The sequence below is a fragment of the Changchengzhania lutea genome (genome assembly GCF_006974145.1).
GTDB lineage: Bacteria > Bacteroidota > Bacteroidia > Flavobacteriales > Flavobacteriaceae > Changchengzhania > Changchengzhania lutea.
The window spans coordinates 3,346,011-3,369,798 of the sequence record NZ_CP039456.1 but is presented as its reverse complement, the minus strand read 5'-3'; the positions used below and the strand labels follow the sequence as shown (position 1 = coordinate 3,369,798).

Annotated in this window: 24 protein-coding genes; 18 read left to right on the top strand and 6 right to left on the bottom strand. The window is 34.8% G+C overall.

The features are described from left to right. Positions 1-93: 93 nt before the first annotated feature. The 15 genes from FAF07_RS15145 (at position 94) to FAF07_RS15075 (ending at position 16,344) form a co-directional block, all read left to right on the top strand. Positions 94-2,067: a heavy metal translocating P-type ATPase gene (locus tag FAF07_RS15145; RefSeq protein WP_142785897.1), complete on the top strand. Its 1,974-nt coding sequence runs from the start codon at positions 94-96 to the stop codon at positions 2,065-2,067. A gap of 98 nt (positions 2,068-2,165) precedes the next feature. Further along, on the top strand, positions 2,166-2,756 hold the full coding sequence (locus tag FAF07_RS15140; RefSeq protein WP_142785896.1) for a CDP-alcohol phosphatidyltransferase family protein: 591 nt from the start codon (positions 2,166-2,168) through the stop codon (positions 2,754-2,756). Then, positions 2,757-3,977 (top strand): metallophosphoesterase, encoded by a 1,221-nt coding sequence (locus tag FAF07_RS15135; RefSeq protein WP_142785895.1) that lies wholly within the window; start codon positions 2,757-2,759, stop codon positions 3,975-3,977. A gap of 57 nt (positions 3,978-4,034) precedes the next feature. Then, positions 4,035-4,490, top strand: coding sequence for a pyridoxamine 5'-phosphate oxidase family protein (locus tag FAF07_RS15130; RefSeq protein WP_142785894.1), 456 nt, complete (start codon positions 4,035-4,037; stop codon positions 4,488-4,490). Between the two features lie 289 nt (positions 4,491-4,779). Beyond that, on the top strand, positions 4,780-6,093 hold the full coding sequence (locus tag FAF07_RS15125; protein WP_142785893.1) for a TolC family protein: 1,314 nt from the start codon (positions 4,780-4,782) through the stop codon (positions 6,091-6,093). Between the two features lie 92 nt (positions 6,094-6,185). Further along, positions 6,186-7,268, top strand: coding sequence for an efflux RND transporter periplasmic adaptor subunit (locus FAF07_RS15120; protein WP_142785892.1), 1,083 nt, complete (start codon positions 6,186-6,188; stop codon positions 7,266-7,268). Positions 7,269-7,370: 102 nt separating this feature from the next. Next, positions 7,371-10,565, top strand: a complete 3,195-nt coding sequence (locus FAF07_RS15115; protein WP_142785891.1) for an efflux RND transporter permease subunit — start codon at positions 7,371-7,373, stop codon at positions 10,563-10,565. Positions 10,566-10,747: 182 nt separating this feature from the next. Further along, on the top strand, positions 10,748-11,053 hold the full coding sequence (locus tag FAF07_RS15110) for a hypothetical protein (RefSeq protein WP_142785890.1): 306 nt from the start codon (positions 10,748-10,750) through the stop codon (positions 11,051-11,053). Between the two features lie 10 nt (positions 11,054-11,063). Next, entirely contained in the window at positions 11,064-11,252 is a 189-nt protein-coding gene (locus tag FAF07_RS15105; RefSeq protein ID WP_185956452.1) for a YgaP family membrane protein, read from the top strand. A gap of 148 nt (positions 11,253-11,400) precedes the next feature. Continuing rightward, positions 11,401-11,976: an outer membrane beta-barrel protein gene (locus FAF07_RS15100; protein ID WP_246067721.1), complete on the top strand. Its 576-nt coding sequence runs from the start codon at positions 11,401-11,403 to the stop codon at positions 11,974-11,976. A 10-nt stretch (positions 11,977-11,986) separates the two neighbouring features. Continuing rightward, positions 11,987-12,472 (top strand): hypothetical protein, encoded by a 486-nt coding sequence (locus FAF07_RS15095; protein WP_142785888.1) that lies wholly within the window; start codon positions 11,987-11,989, stop codon positions 12,470-12,472. Beyond that, positions 12,465-13,163: a CPBP family intramembrane glutamic endopeptidase gene (locus FAF07_RS15090; protein ID WP_142785887.1), complete on the top strand. Its 699-nt coding sequence runs from the start codon at positions 12,465-12,467 to the stop codon at positions 13,161-13,163. Before FAF07_RS15095 ends, FAF07_RS15090 begins: the two co-directional genes overlap by 8 nt. Positions 13,164-13,237: 74 nt before the next feature. Continuing rightward, positions 13,238-14,437, top strand: a complete 1,200-nt coding sequence (locus FAF07_RS15085; RefSeq protein WP_185956451.1) for a S41 family peptidase — start codon at positions 13,238-13,240, stop codon at positions 14,435-14,437. A gap of 49 nt (positions 14,438-14,486) precedes the next feature. Next, entirely contained in the window at positions 14,487-16,034 is a 1,548-nt protein-coding gene (locus tag FAF07_RS15080; protein ID WP_142785885.1) for an alpha/beta hydrolase, read from the top strand. Position 16,035: 1 nt separating this feature from the next. Continuing rightward, positions 16,036-16,344 (top strand): carboxymuconolactone decarboxylase family protein, encoded by a 309-nt coding sequence (locus FAF07_RS15075; RefSeq protein WP_142785884.1) that lies wholly within the window; start codon positions 16,036-16,038, stop codon positions 16,342-16,344. 222 nt (positions 16,345-16,566) lie between these two features. Here FAF07_RS15075 and FAF07_RS15070 read toward each other — a convergent pair whose 3' ends face one another. The 3 genes from FAF07_RS15070 to FAF07_RS15060 are packed head-to-tail and all read right to left on the bottom strand — an operon-like array spanning position 16,567 to position 19,114. Further along, a complete protein-coding gene (locus FAF07_RS15070; protein ID WP_142785883.1) occupies positions 16,567-17,571 on the bottom strand; it encodes an MlaD family protein in 1,005 nt (334 codons plus the stop codon). Next, on the bottom strand, positions 17,568-18,335 hold the full coding sequence (locus FAF07_RS15065) for an ABC transporter ATP-binding protein (RefSeq protein ID WP_142785882.1): 768 nt from the start codon (positions 18,333-18,335) through the stop codon (positions 17,568-17,570). The genes FAF07_RS15070 and FAF07_RS15065 overlap by 4 nt, the downstream gene beginning before the upstream one ends. Then, positions 18,332-19,114: an MlaE family ABC transporter permease gene (locus FAF07_RS15060; RefSeq protein WP_142785881.1), complete on the bottom strand. Its 783-nt coding sequence runs from the start codon at positions 19,112-19,114 to the stop codon at positions 18,332-18,334. Before FAF07_RS15060 ends, FAF07_RS15065 begins: the two co-directional genes overlap by 4 nt. A gap of 120 nt (positions 19,115-19,234) precedes the next feature. Between FAF07_RS15060 and FAF07_RS19120 the strand changes: the two genes are divergently transcribed. The 3 genes from FAF07_RS19120 to FAF07_RS15045 all read left to right on the top strand — a co-directional run bounded on the left by FAF07_RS19120 (position 19,235) and on the right by FAF07_RS15045 (position 20,434). Then, positions 19,235-19,402 carry a hypothetical protein gene (locus FAF07_RS19120; RefSeq protein ID WP_394344960.1) on the top strand — a complete coding sequence of 56 codons (168 nt, stop codon included), beginning with the start codon at positions 19,235-19,237 and terminating at the stop codon, positions 19,400-19,402. 145 nt (positions 19,403-19,547) lie between these two features. Next, a complete protein-coding gene (locus tag FAF07_RS15050) occupies positions 19,548-20,048 on the top strand; it encodes a hypothetical protein (protein WP_142785880.1) in 501 nt (166 codons plus the stop codon). A gap of 11 nt (positions 20,049-20,059) precedes the next feature. Then, on the top strand, positions 20,060-20,434 hold the full coding sequence (locus FAF07_RS15045) for a GerW family sporulation protein (RefSeq protein ID WP_142785879.1): 375 nt from the start codon (positions 20,060-20,062) through the stop codon (positions 20,432-20,434). A gap of 254 nt (positions 20,435-20,688) precedes the next feature. Here the strand turns inward: FAF07_RS15045 and FAF07_RS15040 are convergent, their stop codons facing one another. The 3 genes from FAF07_RS15040 to merTP all read right to left on the bottom strand — a co-directional run bounded on the left by FAF07_RS15040 (position 20,689) and on the right by merTP (position 23,592). Then, positions 20,689-22,641, bottom strand: a complete 1,953-nt coding sequence (locus FAF07_RS15040; RefSeq protein ID WP_142785878.1) for a heavy metal translocating P-type ATPase — start codon at positions 22,639-22,641, stop codon at positions 20,689-20,691. Between the two features lie 115 nt (positions 22,642-22,756). After that, positions 22,757-22,963 (bottom strand): GDCCVxC domain-containing (seleno)protein, encoded by a 207-nt coding sequence (locus tag FAF07_RS18905; protein ID WP_142785877.1) that lies wholly within the window; start codon positions 22,961-22,963, stop codon positions 22,757-22,759. Then, the gene (gene merTP, locus FAF07_RS15030) at positions 22,948-23,592 is read right to left on the bottom strand and encodes a mercuric transport protein MerTP (protein ID WP_142786645.1); all 645 of its coding nucleotides are present in this window, start codon (positions 23,590-23,592) and stop codon (positions 22,948-22,950) included. Before merTP ends, FAF07_RS18905 begins: the two co-directional genes overlap by 16 nt. Between the last annotated feature and the right edge of the window lie 196 nt (positions 23,593-23,788).

The window sequence follows — 23,788 nt, the reverse complement described above, 5'->3', positions numbered from 1 at the left end:
TAAAGAAGATTTAAACAATGAAGCTATTTAGGTTGAAGCTATTCATATTAATAAATTGAATAAATTTTTCTAAATTTAGCCCAAAGTCATTTCATGGTAGATAAAAAGGAAAACCCTCATAACCACTCGCAGAATCAAATCTTTGGAAAAAACACAGAACTTTATTTTGCAATCCTTTGCGGGGTTTTCCTTTTAACAGGATTTCTAGTTGAAAAGTTAACCGATTTTAATAATTACGTTTCTTTATCAAGTTATCTCATCGCTTATTTTTTTGGAGGCTTTTATATAAGCATTGAAGCTACAAATAAAATCGCTAAAGGTGGTTTTGATATCGATTTTTTGATGATTGCTGCTGCTGCAGGAGCGGCATACATTGGTAGTTGGACCGAAGGGGCTTTACTCCTATTTCTTTTTAGTCTTGGGCATGCCTTAGAGCATTATGCCATGAATAAGGCTAAAAAATCTATTGAAGCTTTGGGTGACTTATCCCCAAAAACAGCCTTGGTTAAAAATAACGGTAAATTAAAAGACATCCCCATAGAAAATCTGCGTATCAATGATATTATCGTTGTGAAGCCCAATACAAAAATTGCAGCAGATGGTGTTATTATTAGCGGAAGCAGTAGTATAAACCAGGCGCCAATAACAGGTGAAAGCATGCCCGTTGATAAAACATATATTCAAGACTCAAGCAATTTACCAGGATTTAAAGAGATCGACAAAAAACATATCGTTTTTACAGGAACAATTAATGGCGATGGAAGTCTTGAAGTATTAGTACTTAAACTAACTCAAGATTCTACCGTTTCAAGGTTAATTAAAATGGTAAGTGAAGTTGAAACACAAAAATCGCCTACACAAAGGCTTACAAAAAAATTCGAGAAATGGTATGTCCCAATCGTCATACTCATCGTTTTCCTTTTGTGTTTTGCATATTTAATTATTGACGAAGATTTTAAAACCAGTTTATACAGAGCCATAACCGTTTTAGTAGCAGCAAGTCCTTGTGCGTTGGCTATTTCAACACCTAGTGCCGTATTAAGTGGTATTGCAAGAGCAGCTCAAAAAGGCGTGCTCATTAAAGGAGGAAAAGCCTTAGAAGATTTGGGTGAGATCACAACAATAGCATTTGATAAAACGGGAACTTTAACTGAAGGAAAACCAAAACTCACCAATGTAATGCCTATCAATAATTTTGATAAAAATCTTTTTGTTGAGCTCGTGCTTGAAGTGGAAAGTTTGAGTAATCATCCACTCGCAAAGGCGATAGTAAAGGACATTAAAGCACAATACAGTATCGAGTCCCAAAATAAAGCGTCCAACGTTAATGCCATTCAAGGAAAAGGAATTAAAGCTAGTTATGATGGCAAACAAGTATTTATAGGAAATGTCAAGTTGATGGAAGACTCTAGTATAAAGGTCGATGATGATATCATTTCTAAAATGAAGAACCTTTTGGAAAACGGACATACTGTAATGCTTGTAGCATATAAAAAAGAGATTATAGGCTTAATAAGTGTTATGGATACACCGCGAAAAGCGGCAACAACCACTTTAAAGCGATTAAAAGAAATAGGCATTAAACATATGGTAATGCTTACTGGAGACCATCAAAATGTCGGTAATGCTATTGCCAAACAAATAGGCCTTACCGAAGCCAAAGGTAATTTGCTACCTGAAGATAAAGTAACGGCAATAAAATCACTATTACAACGCTACGGTAAAATTGCTATGGTTGGCGATGGTGTGAATGATGCACCAGCAATGGCATTAAGCACTGTTAGTGTCGCTATGGGAGCAGCTGGAAGCGATGTTGCTTTAGAAACTGCAGATGTGGCATTAATGTCTGATAAAATTGAAAATTTACCCTTTGTAATAGGATTAAGTAGAGAATCGAAACGCATAATAAAACAGAATATCTTCATAAGTTTAGGAGTTGTAGTATTGCTAGTTCCCGTTACCATTCTAGGTCTTACAAACATTGGTTTAGCAGTCGCTTTTCATGAAGGCTCTACCTTAGTAGTAGTTATCAACGCTTTAAGATTGCTTCGTTTTAATAAGAATTAAATTTTAAAGAACACAGTTAAAGAAAGCTGATAATTCTCATTTCTGGTTTAGTGTATGTTTTCTATTTTTATTAAAGAACTCGTTTAAAATAAAGGCGTATGCTCACATTCAAAAATTTTAATATTGCTGATTGGTTTTCATTCTACAGAATATTTGCTGCTCCTTTTTTATTAGTGCTAATTGGGTTCGATTTACGTTTAGTTTTCTCATGGCTGCTTTTAATAAGTTATTGTACAGATGCTATTGATGGTTTTTTGGCAAGAAAATTAAAAATAGTAAGTCCCAGAGGGTCTCAACTCGATTCATTTGGTGACCAAGTAACACTTATTGTTGGGCTAATTGGGCTGTTTTATTTTGAAACTAACTTCATAAAAACAAATCTTGTACTAATTCTTATTGTTTTTATACCCTACATTATTCAAATGGTAATTGCATATCTTAAATATGGCAGAGCAACTGCTTTTCATACCTATTTAGCAAAACTATCGGCTATTATACAAAGTATATTTATTCTAACATCACTTTTTTATGGACCAGAATACAGTTTGTTTTATATTATGATTGCGATTGGACTTTTAGAAACCTTTGAAGAAATAACCCTTATATTTATGTACGATAATTGGGCCTCGGATGTAAAAAGCATTTTGTGGGCTTTGCGCGATAAACGGCGATTAAAAAAGAAGTCATAAATGAGGTCGTATTCATTATTCACCATCATCTTATTGTGTATAGCAATTTTGGTTATAGACATACTAGCATTCTATTGGTTGCAATCTATTACACAATTTATCGCTTCACCAATAATTAGATTAAGTATCAATATACTTTTTTGGGTTTTTACTATTGGATTAATCAGTTCAATAATAATCTTAAAAGTAAGGTTAGACGATATAAATCCTATTAGAAAACACCTATTGATTTCATCATTTTATGGGCTGGCTATTTCTTCGTTTATACCCAAATTCATTTTTGTTGTCGTTATTTCTATCCTTTATTTCACGAATTTTATACTTTCTGATTCGGAATCAATCATTGTAGTTCCTATCATTGGGTTGTTCTCAGGCTTTCTGCCATTTTTTGTGATCCTATATGGCATTTTTAAAGCGGCTTATCGATTTAAAGTGCATCACCATACCATTTTATCTAAAAACTTACCAAAATCATTTCATGGTTTACGCATTGTGCATATCTCAGATATCCATTTAGGAAGCTTTAATTATCGCTATGCCATTTTAGAAAAAGCGGTTAAAAAGATTAATGATTTACAACCGGACTACATCTGCATGACCGGTGATTTGGTAAATAATTTTTCATGGGAACTACACGGATGGGATAAAGTGTTCAATAAGTTAAAGGCTAAAAAAGGAAAATTTGCTGTTTTAGGAAATCATGATTATGGTGATTACAGCCAATGGGATTCAATAAAAGCAAAACAAGAAAATTTTAATGCCATTAAACAATTCTATCATGATATTGGTTTCAAACTCTTATTGAATGAAGCAGTGATTATTTCAGAAAACGGTGAGCAAATAGCTATTGTGGGTGTTGAAAATTGGGGAAAACCTCCATTTAAACAGTATGGAGATCTACAAAAACCCTTAATACATACTAATGATATCCCTTTTAAAATTTTACTGTCGCATGACCCAACACATTGGAACGAAGAAGTTATTAATAAAACCGATATCGCATTGACATTAGCTGGACATACACATGGTATGCAAGCAGCATTTCAATTTAAAAACCAACAATGGAGTCCTATTAAATACAAATACCGCCACTGGGCTGGTTTGTACAAGCTAGGAACACAATATCTAAATGTAAACCGAGGATTGGGCTGGCTAGGGTTTCCAGGACGCTTAGGGATGCGACCTGAAATCACTTTAATACAACTTAAAGGTACAGACTGATAATTATCATTTATATATAGCCTGCAATGCGCTATCTTACCCATTAAATCTAAAGCCATGTTTATCAATCTAGAGGATAAAGAAATTAAGTTCGTTCTAGAAAATAATTATATAGGACACCTAGGCTACATCTATCAAAAAAGGCCTTATGTGATCCCTATCACCTATTATTTTGATAGAGAGAACAATGCCATTATTTGTTACTCTGGCGATGGGCATAAAATAAATGCCATGCGCAAAAATAATACAGTATCAATGCAAGTCGAAGAAATTGAGACGGTAACCAATTGGAAATCTATACTAATTCACGGTCAATTTGAACAACGTTTTGGTAGTGATGCCAAGGCTTATTTACACAAGTTCTCTTTAGGGGTTAAGGATGTAATCATGGAAAAAGAGCATAAAAAACTTAACTTCATTAGCGAGTTTTCCAGTAAAATCTATAAAGACAATGTCCCTGCCGTATTCCTAATCAAAATTGAAGATATTTCAGGTAAAAAAAGAATCAAATAATACTAGCAGTGTCCGGTTAAAATTTGTGAACCATCTGAACCAAATATTGGGTATAGGCTGAAAGACTTTTTTAAGATGCACCCTTTGTTTTTAGGAAAAGTAAAAATATTAGGATTTCTGAAATTATAAATCTATTTTAAATTGATCATCAGCTAATCACAATCAAGTCTTGAGTCTATATTCTATCAGTCCCGCACGTGTGGGAGTCTTGATTCTTTTGCTGCAAGTAACATAAGTTACACAGATATAGGATATATAAATCTAATTTTGCGCACGAAATTAAAAAGCAATGAAGAATCATATAGTTATCATAATTTTTGGTCTAATCGTAGGGTTTGCAGCAAAATTATATGCACAACAAGGCATTCCAATTACCAAAGCCGAAGTATTGAACAAAGTAGCGGAAACAAATACATCCATTAAAATCTCTGAGCAAGAGTTTAATGAAGCTAGAGCCGAATTTAGGCAAACCAACGCCCTTTTTCTTCCTAATGTTTCGGTTTCGCATACTGGTATTTCCACCACAAACCCCTTAATGGCTTTTGGCTCCAAATTGAATCAGGAAATTATTTCACAAAACGACTTTAATCCAGACCTATTAAATGACCCCAATCAAATTCAAAATTTTGCGACCAAGTTCGAAATTCAGCAACCATTAATTAATTTAGATGGTTTATACCAACGCAAAGCAGCTAAAACCAAAATGCAGGCCACGGCTCTACAGACCAAACGCACACATGATTATTTAATGTTTGAAGTAGAAAAAGCTTATATGCAATTGCAGTTGGCATATAAAGCGGTGCATGTATTGGAAAAAGTATTGGAAGCTGCATACGAAAACAATAAACTGGCAAACAATAGTTTTAAACAAGGCTACTTACAACGTGCCGATGTTTTAGCGATGGAAGTGCGCGTCACCGAAGTTGAAAACCAATTATACACAGCAAAAAGTAATGTACAGAATACCTCAGATTACCTATCATTTTTAATGAATGACCCCATAAACGTACTATATCAGCCCCAAGATAGTTTGAAGGTGTCAACATTTGGGACAAAAAACCAAATAATTCCCGAAACCCGCGCAGATATTAAAGCGATGCAATTAGCAACTGACTCTTATGAATCTCTATATAAAGCTGATAAAATGACATTTCTACCACAACTAAATGCTTTTGGAAGTTATGAATTGTATGATGACCAGGTCTTTCAAGGAGATGCCAACGGCTATTTATTTGGAGCGCAGTTAAGCTGGACCATTTTTGAAGGCTCCAAACGTTTCGGAAAAACCCAAAAAAGCAGAGCTACTTTTGAAAAATCGAAGTTACAATATGAGCAATACGTATCGCAAAGCAATCTGGAATTCAATAAAGCAAAACGCATGTTCCTAGATGCTGAAAACAGGTTAAAACTAACGGAGTTGGCATTAAACCAATCCAAGGAATCATTGCGAATTAGAACCAATAGATTTAAAGAAGGTCTTGAAAAAACATCCGATTTATTAATGGTTGAAACGCAATATGCACAAAAACAACTGGACTATTATCAAACCGTTTTCGAATATAATTATGCACAAGCCTATTTACAATTTTTAACTAAGGAATGACAATAGTATGCAGTATTCAGTCGCAGTGAGCAGTCGGCAAATAACATAAATAGGATTATCCTGCAAGGTTTTAAAATAAAAAAACAAATTCAATGAAAAAATATACATACATGATCGCCCTAATCACATTATCAATTTTTATGACGAATTGTGGTAGCGATGAAAAAAAAGTAGTCGCAGATAATTCGGCTCCAATTGCTGTAAAGGTAAATTTGGTACAAACAGATGGAGAAAATCCGTTTGTAACTGCAAGTGGAAAAATTCAAGCAGAAAATAGTGCCGATTTAAGCACGCGTATGATGGGTTTTGTAAACAAGGTTCACGTAGATGTTGGCGATAAAGTTAAAAAAGGACAATTATTGGTTTCTATTAACAATGCCGACCTACAAGCAAAACGTGCGCAAGCAAACGCAAGTATTACCGAAGCAACAGCTGCTTTTAATAATGCCCAAAAAGATTACAATCGTTTTAAAAACCTGTTTGCAGACAACAGTGCGTCCCAAAAGGAAATGGATGATATGACAGCCCGTTATGAAATGGCTAAAGCACGCTTAGAAGCTGCAAACCAGATGAAGAACGAAGTTAATTCTCAATTCGCTTATTCGAATATTACAGCACCTTTTAGTGGTGTAGTTACTAGCAAAAATATTGACGCTGGCGATATGGCAAACCCAGGAGTGCCTTTGATTTCTGTTGAAACTCCGGGGAAGTTTGAGGTAATGGCCATGGTTCCAGAAAGTGAAATATCACAAATCAAAAAAGGAATTGAAGTCGATGTGGTTGTAAAATCAATAAACAAAACCATAAAAGGAAAAGTGACTGAAGTAAGTACATCGGCAAAAAATACAGGTGGACAATTCTTGGTAAAAGTAGCTTTAGATAAAACAGACGCTACTATTTTATCAGGAATGTACACCACAGTTCAATTTCCAATAGCTAAAAAAGCAACCGCATCAAATATGGTTTTAATTCCAACTGAAGTTATTGTTACTCGTGGTCAATTATCAGGTGTTTACACTACAAGTCAAAGCAACACAGCTGTATTGCGTTGGTTACGTTTAGGAAGAACTTATGGAGGCCATGTAGAGGTTTTATCAGGTTTATCTCCTGATGAACCGTATATCGTGTCTGCGGAAGGAAAATTATTTAACGGAGCTAAAATTAGTATTCAGTAGACAGTTTTCAGTGTTCAGCTTTAGAATAGTATAAAACAAATATTAATTAAAAAACACCCCGTAATATTTTTTTCCTTTGGGAAATTAAAAGGGGCTTAAAAGATGAAAGAAGGTTTAGCAGGAAAAATAGCAAAAGTCTTTATTAGCTCTAAGCTTACAGTGCTTTTAATGATTGTGTTTATGGTTATTGGAGTCTATAGTTCCTTTTTAATTCCACGTGAAGAAGAACCCCAAATTGATGTGCCAATAGCAGATATTTTCGTGGGATATCCAGGAGCAAGCCCAACTGAAGTGGAATCTCGGGTTATCAAGCCATTGGAGAAATTGATTTCCAACATAAAAGGTATTGAATATGTGTATTCAACGTCGATGAAGGAACAAGGCATGGTGATTGTCCAGTTTTATGTTGGCGAAGATATTGAGCGTTCGTTTGTAAAATTATACAACGAAATCAATAAACACATGGATCAAATGCCAGAAGGTGTAACGTTTCCATTGGTAAAAACACGTGCCATTGACGATGTGCCCATGCTTGGATTAACATTATGGAGTGAAAATCATGATGATTACCAACTAAAGCAAATTGCTCAGGAACTAACAGGTGAAATTGAAAAGATAAATGATGTTGCAGTAACTCATGAAATTGGTGGTAGAGACCGTCAATTAAGAGTGATATTAGACAAGGATAAACTCGCTGCAAGCGGTTTGGATTTCTTGGCTATTTCTGAAATGATCAAAGCCAATAATAAACAGTTAAGCGCTGGAAGTTTTGATAAAGGTGATACGGAATTCCTTGTAAATACAGGAAAATTTTTGGAAACGGTAGAAGATGTAGAGAATTTAGTAGTAGGTGTTCAGCAAAATCAGCCCATTTATTTAAAGCAAGTTGCAAAAATTGTTGATGGTCCGGAAGTGCCAATCAATTACGTAAGTCTAGGCTTTGGTCAAGCCAGTGATAAAGGAACAACCTATAAATCGGAATATCCAGCAGTTACTATATCTATCGCAAAGCGAAAAGGAGCTGATGCCATGAAAATTGCAGATGTAATTTTAGATAAAGTAGAACATTTACGCACTAATTTGATTCCAGATGACGTTCACGTAGAAATCACAAGAAATTACGGAGAAACCGCTTCTAAAAAAGTATCAGAATTATTATTACACCTTATAGGTTCTATCATTGCAGTTACATTCGTGGTCATGCTAGCCATGGGTTGGCGTGGTGGATTGGTTGTATTCTTGTCCGTGCCAATTACCTTTGCTTTAACCTTGTTGAGCTACTACATGCTGGATTACACACTAAACCGAATTACATTGTTTGCCTTAGTATTTGTAACAGGTATTGTGGTAGATGATTCCATTATTATAGCCGAAAATATGCACAGGCATTTCAAAATGAAACGCTTGCCATTTAAACAAGCGGCTTTATATGCCATTAATGAAGTTGGTAACCCCACTATATTAGCAACATTTACTGTAATTGCTTCGGTGTTACCAATGGCCTTTGTATCTGGTTTAATGGGGCCATATATGAGTCCGATGCCAATTGGAGCTTCTATTGCGATGATTTTGTCATTATTCGTTGCTTTAACAATTACACCTTATTTGGGTTTTATTTTCCTTCGTGAAAAAGATAAAAAGGGTGAAGAAGAAAAGGTTGAAAAACCAATGGAAGAGACTTTTATCTACAAAATGTATGATAAGTTCGAACGTCCTTTACTAGAGAGTAAATCCAAACGTTGGTTGTTTTTAGGACTCACATTCCTACTATTAATGGGTTCTATGGTATTGTTCTTTACCAAATCGGTGGCTGTAAAAATGTTGCCTTTTGATAATAAAAATGAGTTTCAAGTGGTTATCGATACGCCAGAAGGCACGACTTTAGAACGAACTGCTGTGGTTTCACAAGAGATTGCACAGTATTTATCTACAAGACCAGAAGTAGTGAACTATCAAAGCTATGTTGGAACTTCAGCGCCAATAACCTTTAACGGTTTGGTGCGTCATTACGATTTACGTGGTGGTAGCAATATGGCAGATATTCAGGTGAATTTGATTGATAAAGAAGAACGAAATGCACAAAGTCACGATATCGCCAAATTATTACGTCCGCAGATTCAAAAAATAGCTTCAAAATACAATGCGAATGTAAAAATGGTTGAAGTTCCCCCAGGCCCTCCTGTATTATCAACCATTGTAGCCGAGGTTTATGGACCGGATTACGACCAGCAAATTGATGTCGCCAACCAGATAAAGGATATCCTTAAAAACACAGATGATGTTGTGGATATCGATTGGATGGTTGAAGCCAATCAGGTGGAATATGAATTCATCATCGATAAAGAAAAAGCCATGTTATATGGTGTAGCACCACAACAAATTGCTTACACCATGAATATGGCATTATCCAATAGGGCGATTACAACATTGTACGATGAAAATGCTTCAAATCAAGTTGGTTTAATTTTAGCCTTGGATGAAAAAGAAAAATCAACCATTAGTGATATTTCACAACTAAAAGTGAAATCGAAACAAGGACGTATGATTACTATTGGTGATTTGGTGAATATTCAGTCAACAACAAAAGCAAAAAGCATTTACAGAAAAAATCAAAAACGCGTGGTGTATATATTGGCCGATATGGCTGGAAAACTAGAAAGTCCTGTATATGCAATCTTAGGAATGGAAGATAAATTGAAAGACGTAAAACTTCCTGAGGGTTACAAACTGGATGAAATGTATTTAGGACAACCAGAATTTGAAGATAACTACACCGTGAAATGGGATGGCGAATGGCAAATTACGCTTGAAGTATTTAGAGATTTAGGTATCGCATTTATGGGAGCAATCATCATTATTTATTTGTTAATTGTAGGTTGGTTTCAAAATTTTAAGGCACCTATAGTTATGATGGTGGCTATTCCGTTATCCTTGATTGGCATTATACTAGGGCATTGGGTTATGGGCGCTTTTTTTACGGCAACATCTTTTATTGGTATGATCGCTTTAGCAGGGATTATGGTAAGGAACTCAGTCTTATTGATTGATTTTATCAATCTTAGATTGGATGATGGCATCCCATTAAAACAAGCCGCTATTGAAGCAGGAGCTGTTAGAACAACACCAATTTTATTAACCGCCGGAACAGTAGTCATAGGAGCCTTTGTAATTTTATTTGACCCCATTTTTCAAGGACTGGCAATCTCATTAATGGGAGGAACCATTGTGTCTACAGTGCTCACTTTATTAGTTGTGCCCTTGGTGTATTTTATGATTGAACGCAAAAATTACAAATAAAATGAAACATCCATGACTAAACCTTTAGTCACACATAAAAATGATTGTATGGATGTTACATGTGACAATAGAAAAACAATAAATATAAGCACATGAAACGAGCATGCTAAAAGCTTTATCACCCAATGGAATGATTAATAGCGAACAGCATGTGTCCTATAAAAAACAATAAATATAAACACATGAAACTATTAATCGTAACTGTTGTAGAGGAATATCATAAGGATATTATACAACTATTTAAAGACGCAAAAATCGAGAATTTTAGCGAATCAGATATCGATGGCTATAAAAACCCAGCAGCATTATTAATGACTTCAAGCTGGTTTCCAAGTAGCAAAGGAGGGGCAGATTCCAGAATGTTCTTTTCGTTTACGGAAGGCAAAAATATCGATGCTGCATTCAAATTAATCAAGGAATTCAATGCCGAATTAGTAACCAATAACCCTATTAAAGCAATAGTGGTTCCCATTGAAAAATTCATTTAAATAAATCATTATGAAAAATAGAATCGTAAGAAGCATTGCAGGAACATTTATATTAATAAGCTTGTTATTAGCCATTTATGTAAACATAAATTGGCTCTGGTTCACGGCTTTTGTAGGTACCAATTTATTGCAATCCGGCATTTCAAAATGGTGTTTAATGGACACTATTTTAGAAAAAGTATTCAAAGTAAAAGATTAGCCAAAAAAGTCTTATTAATGGGGCGTCACTGGCCAATATCATTTTGTAAACAGGTTTCAATTTATGTATCTCTACACTGATTAATATCATTGTGTCAACCATAGTGCAATTATACTTTTGATTAAATTTTAATCTAAAACACAGTATAATGAAGAATCCAAAAATTCACTTAATGTGTGCAATATTCCTGCTTATGTCAAGTATGGTTTTTACACAAAACCAATGGTCGGCAGAATTAAGGCCAGCTCTTAGTTTTCCATCTGAAGATTTAGGAGCGTCAAAAATAAGAACTGGCTTTGGGTTTGAGGCCACTGTAGGTTACCGTTTTATGGAACATTTACATGCGTATCTTGGTTGGGGTTACAATAACTTTCCTATTGAAGATTCTGATGCCGACTTAGATGAAACAGGCTATACCTTAGGGTTACAGTTCATCCATCCTATTGGTTCTTCCGAAAATCTTTCCTACCTATTAAGAGCAGGTGCCATTTACAATCATTTAGAATTTGAGGATAGCGATGGAGATCTTATAGACGATTCCGGTCATGGTTTGGGTTGGCAGATTGAAGCTGGATTAGACTATAATATTGGTAATGATTGGAGCTTTCGTCCAACAGTTCGATATCATAGTCTCACTAGGGACTTAGAGGTTACGGACGATCTAAGCATTGATGTAGATCTTAATTATGTGGCTTTTGGGCTTGGGATTGCGAAGACGTTTTAAATAGTATACCATGAAATATCTCTTTGGTTTTCTAATGTTAACTCATGCCCTTTTACATTTTTTAGGTTTTATAAAAGCGTTTCAGTTAGCAGAAATAAGCCAATTATCCCAAAGTATTTCCAAACCATTGGGAATACTTTGGGGCTCAACTGCACTATTATTTATAGTTACTTTTATGTTCTTTATTCAAAATCACAATTGGTGGATCGTGCTTGCAATTCTAGCAGTCTTCATATCTCAAATCTTAATTATTATCTATTGGAAGGATACCAAATTTGGTCCCATAGCAAATGGTATTATTCTTATAACTGCTATTATTTATTTAGCAATATGTCGGTTTGAAAACCATTATAAAGACGATGTTTTAACTGAGATAAAAGCTGCTCCTCTCACCGAGGACCTCATAATCCAAAAAGATATGGATTCCCTTCCACCTGTTATTCAAAAATATCTCTACTACGTTGGAGTCATTGGAAAACCAAGAAAGAATGAATAAAACATTACGAAATATTTTAGCAATCAGCATTGCAATTTTACCAATCAATATCATAATGATTTGGTATAGACTGACACAAACTGAAAATTTCTCGACAACTGATATGACAGTTTATCCTTTGATTTTTGGTGCTGGTATAAGCCTTCTGATTTTATTTCTTAATAAGTACTTGATAAGGGATACATTTAAAGAAACATTTAATTCTGGTAAAGGAACTTGGTATTGGGATACTTTAATAGGTTTAGGTTTAACTGCAATCTATTTTGCTTTGTTCTTTTTAGAAAGAGCAACGCTTTATCAATGGATACCCAATGAAAATCCGCCAAACACCGAATTGATTAATACAATGATTGATTTGGCAAATAATCCGTTGTTAATGATTATTTGGTTTGGACCTGTTTTATGGATTGGTATTGCACTTTTTGAAGAATTATCCAGAGTGTTTTTATTAAAATGCTTGTGGAATATTAATGACAACAAGAATTGGCATATTGCTGCAATATTTTTGGCTTCTGCACTAATTGGAGTAGCCCATTTATATCAAGGAACTGCTGGAATAATTTCTATAGGACTTAAAAGTGTCATTATGGGTTTTTACTTTTATAAATATCGCAGATTATTACCGTTAATAGTATCTCACGCCCTTTATGACGGCATACAGTTTGCTTTTTTTATAATTCAATTTAGATAATGAACAAACTTACATACATACTTCTTTTTATAAGCCCTTTTCTCTTCACTTCTTGTCAATCACAAGAAACAGGAATGGCAAAGAGCGAAAGAATTGAAATATTTGAACAGGTTTGGAATACTGTTAACGAGCATTTCTATGACCCAAATTTTAATGGAATTGACTGGGAGAAAAAGCATATGGATTACAAAGCCCAAATTGAAGCTTGTAATAACACCGACTCCCTTTTTTCATTACTAAATATAATGCTATTTGAACTTAATAGCTCTCATTGTGGTGTTGGGTTAATATCTGAATTAAACAAAACAGTGTCACCATATATATTTAGTAATGGTGAAATAGGAATTGATATCCGAGTTATTAAAAATCAAATAGTAGTTACAAAGGTATTAAAAAACTTTTCAGCAGACATTGCAAATATTAATGTAGGTTTCATTATTGAAAGAATTGAAAGTTTAACACTATCTGAAATCGAAAAGCTAGTAAAATTCAAACCACCGTTCAATGATATAAATAGAACATTTCATCTTACATCAGAAGTTTTAAGGCTAATCTATGGTCAATCAGGGACAAGGGTTGAACTAGTCTTTTTAGATGAACATAATAAATCCCATTCTGAAATATTAACACGAACAGAAAGACAAAACGGAATATCATTAGGTGGTGGATTGCCACTAGCCTTCTTGCATTCTGAAAGTTATTTTATTTCAAAGGATATTGCTTACCTATCATTTAATGCTTTTAATCCTGCCAATTTAGATCATGTATTAAGCAATTTAGAAAAAGTGGAGAAATCAAAGGGATTAATTATTGATTTAAGGGGAAATGACGGTGGTTCAATTGAAGCTATGAAATTATTGCTCGGTAGGTTTGTTTCAGAAAGGAGAAAATACGGAACTTATATCAATAGAAATGAACAAAATGAAGATTTTATAGAACCTATAGGCAGTAAGTATCAAGGCAAAGTTGCTATATTAATTGATGAAATGAGTATTTCGGGAGCAGAAAATATGGCAGGAATAATTCAATATTTTAAAATTGGGAAAATTATTGGAAATCAAACACCCGGTCAAATGTTGTGGGGAAACGGATATTTAATAAACGATAGTATTGCTTTAGTAATCCCAATTTACAAGTTTGAATATCCAAATGGGTTTAATCCAGAAAATAATGGAATTACACCTGATATCGCCATAGAAATGAAACGAGAAGATTTGTTAAAAGACAAGGACACACAACTATTAAAGGCAATAGAATATTTAAACAACAATTGAAAGTGTTTTATTCAATTAGAAAAAATTAGAGACATAAAACAGAAAATATATGAAAAATATCTTAGGAGTATTTTTAATTTTATTAGTAGTAAGTTGCAATAATAAAGCCTCTCATAAGAACAAAGGCAATCAACTCATCAAGAGATTGGAAAAAGCTGAAAATTCAAAAAATCTAAATGAAATAAAGTTGATTTTTGATGAGAACGCAATTTTTTATACAACTGAATTAATGCCAATAAAGAATAAAAGTGAGATTGTTTCTATATACGAGTTTGTATTTTCAAGAAATGATGTCGAAAATGTGGAATACAAAGTAGATTCAACTAATTATAATGGTCAGTTTTATTTTGAGTATGGTAAGCTTACAACAAAGAAAGTTAACTCAGAAAATATTGTGCAATCTTTCAAGGCTGTATTTGCAAAACAAAACACTATTTTTAAAATATTGGAAATTGCTTTTGGAAAAGAAGATGAATTAATAAGAGAGTTGCCGAAAATGCTTGACCCAACAGGTGAATATAAAGTTGGACAACGCACCTTTTTTTACAATAAGTCCCAATCAGGAAATGAAAGACTTCTTTCATTTCAAATTTGGTACCCAACGAACTCACTCTCTGAGGAAAAAGAACCATTTAGAACGAAACAAGTCATTTCAAATGCTTCTGATTTTTTAGGAATTCCAACTTTTGCCACCAGTTATTTCTCTGAAATAGAGAGTAATACTATTTTAAATGCTCCACCCGTTTCTAATAAAACATTTCCGGTTCTTATATATAATCATGGATACGGTGGTTTTACCCAAGTTTACCAAACTGTGTTTGAAGAACTTGTTAGTCATGGATATATTATTGTAAGTGTTGGACACGAAAACGAATCTGCTTTGCTTATAAAAGATAACGGAGAGGTTATTAGCAACACAACTGACAATGAATTTTATAGCAAAAGAGAACCAGAATTAAATAGTTCGGAAATTGGGAGGTGGCAATCCACAATATTAAATTCAAACGATATTAAAGAAAATGCAGAAGCCTATAGAAAAATGCTGCAACTTACTCCTTTACATAATGAAAGCACAACTTTATGGGCATCAGATACGGAAGTAGCACTTGAGAAGATAAAGGCAATACATAATAATGATGAAATTATCCACAGCATATTCGATTTTGATAGAATAGGAATATTTGGTCATTCTTTAGGTGGAGCAACTGCTGGGCAAATATGTTCCGGTAACACTGATATAAGGGCAGGAATAAATTTGGATGGATTTCAATTTGGAGATTTGTATCATAACAAACTCAAAGTTCCATTTATGTTTGTTTCAAGTAATCAAGAAGGAAATCAATATTTAAGAGCATTGACATTTATAGAAAACGCTGTACAAGATTGCTATCAAATCACCATCAATGGGTTCTCTCACGATAATTTTACAGACTTAAAATATATAACCGAAGGCGACAAAAATGCGATGGAATTACAAAGAGCCTTGGTATTATCATTTTTTGATAAGTATATCAAAGAGATTCCAATAGAACTCAAAGCGCTTGAAAATAAATACGAAAGCATATCAATAAGTTATTCAAATCTAAATATTAAATAATATGAACAATAATCCATTACAAACATTTGTTGAAGAAGCGCCTGAAATTCAAAGAGCTTACGCAGGCTTTATTCAATCATTAATTGCAGACGAAGGTTTAGATAATAAAACCAAGCAATTGATATACATCGGAATGAAAATGATTGCAGATGATGAAAGAGCCGTCAAAATGCACGTGCCAATGGCGAAGAATGCAGGAGCAACAAGGCCAGAAATGAAAACAACGGTTCTTTTAGGTTTATCTGTAATTGGAATGAAAGCTGCATCAAAATATTTGCCATTGGTTTTAGAGAGTTTTGATGAAAATTAATGGGTCTGAACTCACTGACACTATCCTAAAAAGTGTGTAACTTAAAATAACGAGGGTTTGACTTTTACTTAAAGTCTGACCCTTTTTTTATAGATTGCCAGAAACTGATCTAATATGATGCCCTAATTTCTAATAGCAATTGTCCATTTTTTAATGCTTTCTCTTAGTGCTAAAAAGACAGATTTCATTACGGCATCATCCGTTGGGAATAATAGTTTGTTTTTAGTGTATTTTCTGATTTTCGCCTTTTTTCATTTCTCTTTTTTCTTGCCGTTCCAATTTTCTAAAATAGCCTCGCGTTAAAAAATTGTGCTTTAAGGCTTCCATGTTCTGGTTGAACCTATCTGTGCCCTCATTTATGTTTTTGATTGCAGACTTTAAATTATTGACCAAAGACGTGTCCTTTAGAATATAACCATAGGCACCTTCACTAGAACTGAAATCATCAACAACGGTATTGATATTTGCCAAGACAGTTTCAATCTCAATACTTGAGGTTTCAAGATGACCAACAATGTTTCTTAGTTTTATGCCAGATATAGTGTCATTCATCAACATGCCCAAAACGGTGCCGTCATTTGTTTTTATCGAAGAGATGATTGTATTTAATCCGTTAATTGCATTTGTTGCCCCTCTACTAGCAACTCTGAGGTTGTTGACGGATCGCTTTAAACCTTCTGCCATGATCGTATCATTCAATAGCACACCCAAAGTACCTTTGCCCTCAATCATAGCGGTTGTGATCTTTAATAGATCCGAGGTAAGGATCGCGGCATTTTCAGAACCCACACTTAAGGTGCTCAAAATATCATCTGCTCCCAATTTGCTATAAGATTCAATAATATCGCCATTGCCAATGGCTTCAGAGCTCCCCTTGCCCGGAACGATATTGACAATCATGTTACCGACCAACCCGTCTGAGCCAATCGTAGCAATGGCATTCTTTTTAATGTGGGCCACAATAAATTCTTCAATGGCCATGTCTACCTTGATTGTAGAGTCATTAACCATGGCGATCTCTTTAATTGTCCCGATGCCAATTCCCGAGTAGCGTACATTGTTCCCTTTTTGCAAGCCATTTACATTTTGAAAAAAAGCACTTATTGCAAATGTTTTTTTGAACATGTTTTGCCGCTGCCCAATTACATAAACACCCACAATAAACAAAACCGTGCCTATGATGACAAAGAGTCCTAACCGTAATTTTTGTGGGCCTGTATCTCTCATAGTTCTTGTTTAAAAAAAGCTTTAATTTTGGGGTCCTTTAAGGTTGATAATTCGGCAAATGTTCCGACAGCGTAATCGATGCCGTCTATGAGCAATATCATCCTATCCGAAATAACCCGTGCACAATCCACATCATGGGTGATGATGAGTGAGGAGGTGCCATATTTTTTTTGAATGTCCTGCATCAGGATAATAATTTCCTTGGCCGTTATGGGGTCCAATCCACTAGTGGGCTCATCATACAGTATTACTTTTGGTCGTAGAATAAGGGTTCTTGCCAAAGCTACTCGCCGTTTCATCCCTCCAGATAGTTCTGCCGGCATTAAATCGATGGCACTCGCTAAACCGACATTTTCCAAAGCTTCAACAACCAACTTTTCGGTGTCAACGGTTTGATCATTTTTTCTGGTATGCCGCCGTAAAGGAAACTCCAAATTTTCTCGGACAGTCATGGAGTCATATAGTGCGCTGCCTTGAAATAAAAAGCCAATATCTGCTCGTAGCGTATCCAGTGCACCCTGATCCAGTTTGGTAATGTCCCTGTGCATTACCGAAATAGAACCGCTATCGGCTTCCATGAGCCCTACCAGGCATTTGATCATCACCGATTTTCCAGAACCTGACTTCCCCATGACCACTAAGTTTTCACCGTGGTACAATTGCATATTGAAGCCATTAAGCACATGGTTATCTCCAAAGCCCTTATGCAAACCTTTAATTTCAAGAACAACCTCTTTATCTGGTATGTTATGGAGCTCTGTCATAAACCATAAAATATATCGGTTACCAAAACAGCCATAAAATCGATAATAAACAATAACAATGATGAAAAAACAACCGCAGAGTTTGCTGCCTTTCCAACACCAGCCGTTCCTTTTTTACAATAGTAGCCCTTAAAACAACCCACAAGGCCAATGGCCAGACCAAAGAAAAATGATTTAATGGTTGCAGGCACAATGTCACCAAATTCCAACGAATCGAACACCTTGTTAAAATAGAGAACAAAGGAGACGTTACCTTTTACGCTTTCAACCAAAAAAGATCCAAATAACGCAATCGCATCTCCTACCACCACTAATAACGGAAGCATTAACGTGACCGCCAATGCCCGGGTCACCACCAAATATTTGAAAGGGTTGGTTCCAGACACTTCCATAGCATCAATTTGTTCTGTTACGCGCATAGAACCCAGTTCCGCACCTATACCGGAGCCAATTCTACCAGCACAGACCAAGGCCGTAATTATTGGGCCAATCTCCCTTACGATAGAAATACCGACCATGGACGGCATCCATGATACGGCACCAAATTCCATGAGGGTTGGACGGGTTTGCAAGGTCAGTACGAGTCCAATTATAAAACCTGTAATGCCTACCAGTACTAAGGAGCGATTTCCCATATTATAGCATTGGCGCCATAGTTCCTTCAATTCAAAAGGTGGTTTGAAAACATTGTTAAAAAAACGTGCCGTAAAGTAGGACAGCTCCCCAATTTCAACTAAGAAGGCCTTTAATTGGGCACGTATATTACCGAATCCTGACATATTGAATATAGCATTCTATCCAAATGTATGGCAATCGCGGTATACGTGAAATGATAAAAATCATTGGTCTGATAAATATCATTTCGAGCAAGTGGCCTTGATTGTAATTTTCCTGGTGTATTGCCCGTAAAAATTGAAGTTTCTTATTATGTTGATGGTGGGGCGCTCAATAATTTTCCAGTAGAAACATTAAAGGCTGATTGCGATGCTGTTATAGGAAGCTATGTCAATGGCTACAATGCCATAGCCATTATCATTTCAATAACCCTCAAGGACATTTATCTTTAAATTTAGATTAAAGACTTTTTTATGAGAAGAGCTTTCTGATTTAATACGAAAACAACAAGGAAAACTATCAGAAATATTACTTTAAATTGATATATATCATTGTTTTATATACGCGCCAATGTTTACTTTAAACTAAAATTTAATCATGACTCTTTCTATAGTCATAGTAATCTGTTTACTGCTCATAATTGCCTTGCTATTGGTGCCCGTTATTATATGTATAGACACTGTATCTAAACAATACTACATACAATTACAAGGTATAGTTAAGGCAAATTTAGAAGGACACGACACAGAAGTATTCAGGATTAAATTAAACGTTTTGTTGATGAAATTTTACATATACCCATTAAAAAAAAAGCGTTTAAGTAAACGAGGAAAATCTAAAAAAAACGACGTAGATAAAAACAAAAGACACTTACCATTTATTAGGGTTTTAAAAATGTTAAAAACATTTAAAGTCAAAGATTTTTTTATCAATATTGATACTGGAGATTTAATTTTGAATGCTAAACTATACCCTGTATTTGCTCTATTAAATTATAACGGAGGAAAATATCATATCAATTTTCAAGGACAGAATCAATTGGTTTTGCTTATTAAAAACAGACCAATTTATATAATCAAATCATTTATTAACTTTTAAAAAATTACATTATGGACTTACATTCTGAAGAATTATTAGAAAAAGTTACAGACTTTATAAAGTCTGAAACTAAAACCGAAACCGTCGTTGGTGAACCATTTGAATTAGGACTATTTAAATGTGTCCCAGTAATTAAAGTGGGCATGGGATTTGGCTCTGGTGGTGGCGAAGGTGTTGAAACCAAAGCAAAAGCTAGAAAAGGTCAGGGCGCTGGCGCTGGTGCTGGTGTTGGCATTGAGCCAATAGGCTTTTTGGTAACTAAAGATCAAGAGATTTCCTTTATTGAAACTGGCAAAGCACATGGCCTTTCTGCTGCTTTTGAAAAAGTACCAGATCTAATTGAAAAATTTGTTGAAAAAAGATCTAAGAGCGAAATGAGTGCTTAAACTTATTCGTTTTAAACAAAATTTTCAACAGTTTGGACAGAATGAATGTATTGATATAAAATTTAATACATTCATTCTGTCCAATATTTATAATATAGTTCAAGTCGTACTACAAGTTATTATTGTCGCTGAAAGACTCAAGAGAAGTGGGTAACCCTTTTTAGTTTATATTCTGAGGTATTAACAAAGACAATCGCAAGTTTTGGTAGTATGTTGGGTCCTGGAAACGCAGGAACTCTATTTGTTTAAGATTTTCAATCCCATTTCATTCGCTGCAATCTAACTGCATTCAATATGGCCAATAATGCGACGCCTACATCTGCAAAAACAGCTTCCCACATAGTAGCCAAACCACCTGCTCCTAAAATTAGAACAATCACTTTTACACTGAATGCCAATACTATATTTTGCCATACAATTTTTCGGGTGGAACGACTTATTTTAATGGCTTTTACCACTTTTGAAGGTTGGTCTGTTTGAATGATAACATCTGCGGTTTCAATAGCAACATCACTTCCTAATCCTCCCATGGCAATGCCTACATTACTTACTGCCAACACTGGTGCATCATTAATACCATCGCCAATAAAAGCTATCTTATTATTAGGATTTTGCTTTAAATTTTCAACTTCATTTAATTTATCTTCTGGCAATAAACCACCTTTGGCTTTTTCAATATTCAATTCAGAAGCTATTTTTTGTGTTATGGAATCCTTGTCACCAGAGAGCATCATGATGTTTTTAATCCCTACCTTATGTAGTGCTGTAATTGTTTCTTTAGCATCCTCCTTTAATTCATCTGCAATAACCACATAGCCTGCAAATGCATTATCTATAGATACTAATACTATGGACTCTACAATCGTTTCAGTTTCCTCTAATACATTTATATTATTAGCAGTCATCAAGGCTTTATTACCGACTAAAACAGTTTTACCATTCACAATGCCTTTTAGTCCTTTTCCTGCTATTTCGGATACTTCGGAAGCCTCATAATCTGTTCCTTCAGCTATATACTCTAAGATGGCTTTGGCAATGGGATGTGTAGATTGTTCTTCAATAGCCATGAGATACTTCATAAATTCTTTTTCATCCCAATTGATAGCTTTAATTTCTTTAATCTTGAAAACACCTTTAGTTACTGTACCTGTCTTATCCATAACCAGCGTATTTATTTTGGTCATGGCATCCAAAAACGAAGCGCCTTTAAATAAAATTCCATTTTTTGAAGCGGCACCCAAACCACCGAAATAACCCAAAGGAATAGAAATAACCAAAGCACAAGGACACGAAATCACCAAGAAGATTAAGGCGCGATACAGCCAATCCCTAAACACATAATCATCTACAAAAAAGTATGGCAAGAACGTAACTCCTATTGCTAAAAACACCACAATTGGTGTGTAAACGCGCGCAAACTGTCGAATAAACAACTCCGTTTTTGATTTTCGAGCGGTTGCGTTTTGAACCAAATCCAATATTCTGGCAATGGAACTGTCTTTAAATTCTTTGGTAACCTCAACTTCAATGACGCTTTCTAAATTAATACTACCTGCAAAAACATTTGCTCCTTTTATAATCGTATCTGGTTTACTCTCGCCTGTTAAAGCTGCTGTATTCAATGATGCCTTTTCGGAAATTAAAACACCATCCAATGGAATTTTTTCACCAACTCTAATTTGAATTTTTTCTCCAATTTCAACAGTTTCTGGACTGATGCTTATAACATCACCGTTTCTAAAAACATTGGCTTCTTTGGGGCGCACATCCAACAATGCTTTAATATTACCTTTCGCTTTATTGACTGCTGCATTTTGAAACAACTCTCCAACAGCATAAAACAGCATGACCGCAACACCTTCTGGATATTCGCCAATTATGAAGGCTCCAATGGTTGCTATGGACATTAAAAAGAACTCTGTAAAAACATCGCCTCTTTTAATACTTTTCCAACCTTCTTTTACAACAGGAAGTCCAACAGGGATATATGCTACAGCATACCACCCTAAACGCAACCAATCTTTGAAAAAGGATATATCGAAATAGTCTAAAGCAATTCCAATAATGAGCATTGCAAAACTTATAATTGCAGGTATATAGGCCTTAAATCCACTTTTGTTTTCATTATGGTCGTGACCATCATCGTGATGATGTTCTGTTTCAGATTGAGGCTTAATATCTCTTAAATTTAATTTCTTTTTTTTCATAAACATTTATCTATTTACTAGGGATATTACGCTAATTTAGTGCCATGGAAGTGAATTATTGGCTGCTATATTTATCGCAAGTACATGTGACCAACCGATTCATATCTTATTTGAGTTAACAACAACTTTTGTTTTCTTGGATTGGTGGACAAGGCACTGTTCCGTATGAACAATAAACACAACAATCCCCTTCTTTTGGTTTTAAAACTATTTTACAATTCTCACATTCATAGAAGAACTGGCAAGCGTTTGTTGGCATATCTTCTACTTTTTTATGTCCGCAGTCTGGACAAGTAATTTCTGATTTTAATTGGACTTCCATTCGTCTTTATTTTTGTCGGTTACTTTGTAACCTGTAGAGTTAATTCTTTTTTCAATTTCAACTTCATTAATTTTAGTGCTATCAAATTCAATGATGGCATTTCCTTTTTTGTATGAGGCCTTTGAATTTATAATACCCTTTAGTTTATTTACCTCGTGATCAACATGTTCTTCACAACTTTCACAGGTCATTCCGCTAATTTTAAATTCGATTGTTTTCATATCCGATTTATCAACCACCATTATTTGCCTTTTCGTGTCTGAATAAAAAACCCCTGAATAGAAGGGGAAAGCCAACATTATAATTGCAAAGGCAGTTACAATGCCTAAAAAGGTTTTTGACTGTATAAATTTTGGTTTCCCTGCCTTGCCGGCAGGCAGGTCGGCCACATCACATTCACAGTCGATTTCATTTTTAGTCCCGATAGTTATCGGGATTAGTTTTTGATACCAAGCAAAACCAAGAACTAACATTGTAAATCCAATCAGATACGGTCTAAAAGGTTCTATCCAAGAAAATGTTGAGGCCATTCCGCTTGTTCCAGCAATTAACACTAAAACAGGCGTAATACAACACAATGACGCTGTGACTGCTGTAAATAAGCTTGCTCCTATTAATTTGTTTTTCATCATTATTATGAAGTGGTTTAAACTTTTTTGATTGAAGCGAAAAATAGCTATTTTTTATTCATTTTAAAGACTTTTTTGCACTTCATAGCAGGGCTACGAAGTAATAAAAAGGCGAAAAAGGGGTGAAAAGGAGCCTTTTGCAGCCAATTGAAAAAAGTTTAAACCACTTCTATATCTAATAAATACAAAGATGTAT

Excerpts from the sequence above, each read along its gene's own strand:
- FAF07_RS15130 (WP_142785894.1), top strand. The coding sequence starts at position 4,035 with ATGTTTATCAATCTAGAGGATAAAGAAATTAAGTTCGTTCTAGAAAAT.
- FAF07_RS15115 (WP_142785891.1), top strand. The coding sequence starts at position 7,371 with ATGAAAGAAGGTTTAGCAGGAAAAATAGCAAAAGTCTTTATTAGCTCT.
- FAF07_RS15100 (WP_246067721.1), top strand. The coding sequence starts at position 11,401 with ATGAAGAATCCAAAAATTCACTTAATGTGTGCAATATTCCTGCTTATG.
- FAF07_RS18905 (WP_142785877.1), bottom strand. The coding sequence starts at position 22,963 with ATGGAAGTCCAATTAAAATCAGAAATTACTTGTCCAGACTGCGGACAT.
- FAF07_RS15040 (WP_142785878.1), bottom strand. The coding sequence starts at position 22,641 with ATGAAAAAAAAGAAATTAAATTTAAGAGATATTAAGCCTCAATCTGAA.
- FAF07_RS15050 (WP_142785880.1), top strand. The coding sequence starts at position 19,548 with ATGACTCTTTCTATAGTCATAGTAATCTGTTTACTGCTCATAATTGCC.
- FAF07_RS15140 (WP_142785896.1), top strand. The coding sequence starts at position 2,166 with ATGCTCACATTCAAAAATTTTAATATTGCTGATTGGTTTTCATTCTAC.
- FAF07_RS15075 (WP_142785884.1), top strand. The coding sequence starts at position 16,036 with ATGAACAATAATCCATTACAAACATTTGTTGAAGAAGCGCCTGAAATT.
- merTP (WP_142786645.1), bottom strand. The coding sequence starts at position 23,592 with ATGAAAAACAAATTAATAGGAGCAAGCTTATTTACAGCAGTCACAGCG.
- FAF07_RS15085 (WP_185956451.1), top strand. The coding sequence starts at position 13,238 with ATGGCAAAGAGCGAAAGAATTGAAATATTTGAACAGGTTTGGAATACT.
- FAF07_RS15090 (WP_142785887.1), top strand. The coding sequence starts at position 12,465 with ATGAATAAAACATTACGAAATATTTTAGCAATCAGCATTGCAATTTTA.
- FAF07_RS15120 (WP_142785892.1), top strand. The coding sequence starts at position 6,186 with ATGAAAAAATATACATACATGATCGCCCTAATCACATTATCAATTTTT.
- FAF07_RS15135 (WP_142785895.1), top strand. The coding sequence starts at position 2,757 with ATGAGGTCGTATTCATTATTCACCATCATCTTATTGTGTATAGCAATT.
- FAF07_RS15145 (WP_142785897.1), top strand. The coding sequence starts at position 94 with ATGGTAGATAAAAAGGAAAACCCTCATAACCACTCGCAGAATCAAATC.
- FAF07_RS15070 (WP_142785883.1), bottom strand. The coding sequence starts at position 17,571 with ATGAGAGATACAGGCCCACAAAAATTACGGTTAGGACTCTTTGTCATC.
- FAF07_RS15045 (WP_142785879.1), top strand. The coding sequence starts at position 20,060 with ATGGACTTACATTCTGAAGAATTATTAGAAAAAGTTACAGACTTTATA.
- FAF07_RS15080 (WP_142785885.1), top strand. The coding sequence starts at position 14,487 with ATGAAAAATATCTTAGGAGTATTTTTAATTTTATTAGTAGTAAGTTGC.
- FAF07_RS15095 (WP_142785888.1), top strand. The coding sequence starts at position 11,987 with ATGAAATATCTCTTTGGTTTTCTAATGTTAACTCATGCCCTTTTACAT.
- FAF07_RS15065 (WP_142785882.1), bottom strand. The coding sequence starts at position 18,335 with ATGACAGAGCTCCATAACATACCAGATAAAGAGGTTGTTCTTGAAATT.
- FAF07_RS15105 (WP_185956452.1), top strand. The coding sequence starts at position 11,064 with ATGAAAAATAGAATCGTAAGAAGCATTGCAGGAACATTTATATTAATA.
- FAF07_RS15125 (WP_142785893.1), top strand. The coding sequence starts at position 4,780 with ATGAAGAATCATATAGTTATCATAATTTTTGGTCTAATCGTAGGGTTT.
- FAF07_RS15060 (WP_142785881.1), bottom strand. The coding sequence starts at position 19,114 with ATGTCAGGATTCGGTAATATACGTGCCCAATTAAAGGCCTTCTTAGTT.
- FAF07_RS15110 (WP_142785890.1), top strand. The coding sequence starts at position 10,748 with ATGAAACTATTAATCGTAACTGTTGTAGAGGAATATCATAAGGATATT.